General features: G+C 45.7%; 4 protein-coding genes. 3 read left to right on the top strand and 1 reads right to left on the bottom strand.

Annotated elements, in window-relative coordinates:
* Positions 1-1,039 (bottom strand): thermosome subunit beta (gene thsB / locus F7C14_RS04460; RefSeq protein ID WP_290900248.1); only part of this gene is annotated, 1,039 nt, incomplete at its 3' end.
* Positions 1,040-1,194: 155 nt separating this feature from the next.
* Here thsB and F7C14_RS04465 point away from each other — a divergent pair.
* Genes F7C14_RS04465 through F7C14_RS04475 form a run of 3 tightly spaced genes read left to right on the top strand, consistent with a single transcriptional unit; the run spans position 1,195 to position 2,940 of the window.
* Complete coding sequence (locus F7C14_RS04465; protein WP_290900250.1) at positions 1,195-1,992, top strand: translation initiation factor IF-2 subunit alpha; 798 nt, start codon at positions 1,195-1,197, stop codon at positions 1,990-1,992.
* Complete coding sequence (locus tag F7C14_RS04470) at positions 1,989-2,177, top strand: RNA-protein complex protein Nop10 (RefSeq protein ID WP_290900252.1); 189 nt, start codon at positions 1,989-1,991, stop codon at positions 2,175-2,177. Before F7C14_RS04465 ends, F7C14_RS04470 begins: the two co-directional genes overlap by 4 nt.
* Positions 2,170-2,940 (top strand): proteasome assembly chaperone family protein, encoded by a 771-nt coding sequence (locus F7C14_RS04475; RefSeq protein WP_290900254.1) that lies wholly within the window; start codon positions 2,170-2,172, stop codon positions 2,938-2,940. Before F7C14_RS04470 ends, F7C14_RS04475 begins: the two co-directional genes overlap by 8 nt.
* Positions 2,941-3,044 lie beyond the last annotated feature (104 nt).

Genomic DNA, 3,044 nt, shown 5'->3' on the forward strand with positions numbered 1-3,044 from the left:
CCTCTCCGAGGTCTTCTGGCTTGATGTCCCTAAGATCGGTTATGATCCTCGCTCCGGTAGCCTTCGAAATCTTTTCGATGTCGCTCTGCTTTACTCTCCTCACCGCAAGAACTCCGGCTTTAGCAAGGTAATACTGAGCCAAGTCGTCGATTCCCTTCTGGCAGAACACCACATTTGCTCCTGCCTCGACGATCTTGTTAACCATCTCCTTTATCATCTTCTCCTCCTGCTCTATAAACCTCTGAAGCATGTCCGGATCGGTGATGTTTATCTCAGCATCAGTTTCAGTCTCCTTAACCTCCAAAGCAGCTTTCAGCACGGCGATCTTAGCATTCTTCACCCTCTTCGGCATTCCTGGGTGAACGACTTCCTTGTCGATGACGATTCCGTCAACGAGTTCTGTGTCTTCAACTCCACCTCCCTGCCTCTTTTCGAGTTTGATGTTATCCTCGTCGATCTTAATCTGTCCGTTAACTTCCTCGGCAACCTTCTTTACAGCATCAACCACAAGCTTAGCCAAGTGATCAACGGCGTATTCAGCGTGCTTTCCAGTTATAGCGGTGGCTGCTATTTTCTTCAGCAGCTCATCGTCGTCTCTGTTTACTTCTATGGCTATGCTGTCGAGGATTTCCATAGCTTTTTCTGCAGCCAATCTGTAACCTTTAGCTATTACAGTCGGGTGTATGTCAGCCTCAAGCAATTCTTCAGCCTTCTTTAACAGCTCTCCGGCGATAACAACTGCTGTGGTCGTTCCGTCTCCTACTTCATTCTCCTGAGTCTTAGCTACTTCAATCACCATCTTAGCAGCCGGATGCTCAACATCCATCTCCTTGAGAATCGTAACACCATCGTTCGTAATCACAACATCACCAAGACTGTCCACAAGCATCTTGTCCATTCCCCTCGGCCCAAGAGTGCTCCTGACAGCTTCAGCAATAACTCTCGCAGCCATTATGTTCATCCTCTGCGCATCCCTTCCAACGGTCCTCTGCGTCCCCTCCTTCAAAATCAGTATCGGAGTGCCTTGCAACGTCGCCATCCAGTACCACCTCGAGAGTTTAGTGGATTGGTAGTTCTATATAAAGGTTTTGGTTAAAGAAGCTCGGACACAAATTATCTCAACCAAAAATAAAAATTTTCAGAATTTAGAGATCATTCCAAAATTTTAAATTCCCCGAAATTAAAGGGGATTCAATGAGCGAGAAGTTCATAGTCAAGCGAGATGGTTATCCGTCTAAAGGTGAAATTGTTATCGGAACAGTAACGAGAGTTCTCGATTTCGGTGCTTTCGTCTCACTCGATGAGTACGAAAACAAGGAGGGAATGGTTCACATAAGTGAAGTGGCTTCCGGGTGGGTTAAGGACATAAGAGATTACGTTAAAAAGGGGCAGAAGGTCGTTTGCAAGGTTCTGAATGTCGACAAGAAGAGAGGGCACATAGACCTAAGCATTAAGGATGTAACCGAGAGGCAAAGAAAAGAGAAACTCCAGCAGTGGAAAAGTGAAATGAGAGCTTTCAAGTGGCTGGAGATTGCCGGAAATTCTGTAGGAATGAGCAAAGATGAGCTGATAAAAATCGGAAAGAAGCTTATAAAGACGTACGATTCCATATACAACGCTTTTGAGGAGGCAGCTTATGAAGGTTACGAAGTTTTGATTCCGATAACGGGAGAAAAGCTTGCAAAAGCGATCGGAGAGATTGCAAGAGAGAGCATAAAACCTCCAAAGGTTAAGGTTAGAGGCTACTTTGAGTTAACGTGCTTCAAGCCAGACGGGGTGGAGAGAATAAAGAAGGCACTGATGGCTGGAATGAACGTAAAAAATGGAGCAGAGGTGAAAATCGAATACGTCGGCGCGCCAAGATACAGAGTCATTATTGAAAGCGAAGATTACAAAACTGCCGAAAACGTGTTGAAGAAGGTAGTTGACAAGGTTGTAAAAACGATGAAATCCCTTGGTGGAGAAGCTAAATTCGTGAGAGAAGCTGTATGAAATCGCTGATAAGGAAATGCTGTGAATGTGGAAGGTACACTTTAAAGGAAATTTGTCCGAAGTGTGGCGGAAAAACGATCATGGCAATTCCGCCACGATTCTCTCCAGAAGACCCGTACGGAAAGTATAGGAGAGAGCTTAGAAAGAAAATTGGATTTTTCATAAGGAGGTGCGAACATGATTGAGAGAGTCGACATAAGGATTTTGAAAAAACCAGAAGAACTCCAGCTCAGAGATCCAGTACTCGTGGAAGGTTTGCCGGGGATCGGGCATGTCGGGAAACTTGTGGCAGATCACCTCGTTAAGGTGCTTGATGTTGTTAAGGTCGCTGAGATTTACTCCCACTACTTTCCGCCACAGGTGATAGTGAACGAGGACGGGACAATAAGACTGCCGAAGAACGAAATTTACGCATATAAAGGAGAGAGGGACTTACTCATTCTCGTAGGAGATTTTCAGAGCATAAGCAACGAAGGTCACTACGAACTCGTCAACGCTTACATGAAAATTGCTAAGATGTTCGGAGTGAAGAGAATTCTAACTCTTGGTGGCTACGGAGTTGGGAGGCTTGTTGAAGAGCCGTACGTTATAGGAGCCGCAAACAGAAAAGAGCTGATAGAGGAGCTGAAAAGCTACGGGGTGAAAATAGAAGAGGGTGAGCCAGCTGGAGGGATAATAGGAGCTTCAGGTCTTCTGCTCGGAGCTGCAATGCTCGAAGGAATTGAGGCGGCTTGCCTAATGGGCGTCACCTCTGGATACATGGTAGATCCAAAAAGCGCTAAGGCTGTGTTGGAAGTTCTGATGAAGATGCTGAAAATAGAGGTCAGCATAGAGGACCTTGAGGAAAGGGCAAAAGAGATGGAGAAGCTCATAGCCCAGATAAAAGAGATGCAGGAAGCTGCGGTTCAGCAATACAAGGGAGATGAGGATCTGAGATACTTCAGATGATATGAAGTGCGGAGATTGCGAGTACTTCCTCCCCGATTACAAAAATGCGGGAATGTGCGTAATAACTTCAGATAAAGTGTGCGCAAGCAGAGGGTGCACGGGAT

The organism is Ferroglobus sp. (assembly GCF_015521575.1).
In the GTDB taxonomy this organism is placed as follows: domain Archaea; phylum Halobacteriota; class Archaeoglobi; order Archaeoglobales; family Archaeoglobaceae; genus Ferroglobus.

Excerpts from the sequence above, each read along its gene's own strand:
- F7C14_RS04475 (WP_290900254.1), top strand. The coding sequence starts at position 2,170 with ATGATTGAGAGAGTCGACATAAGGATTTTGAAAAAACCAGAAGAACTC.
- F7C14_RS04465 (WP_290900250.1), top strand. The coding sequence starts at position 1,195 with ATGAGCGAGAAGTTCATAGTCAAGCGAGATGGTTATCCGTCTAAAGGT.
- F7C14_RS04470 (WP_290900252.1), top strand. The coding sequence starts at position 1,989 with ATGAAATCGCTGATAAGGAAATGCTGTGAATGTGGAAGGTACACTTTA.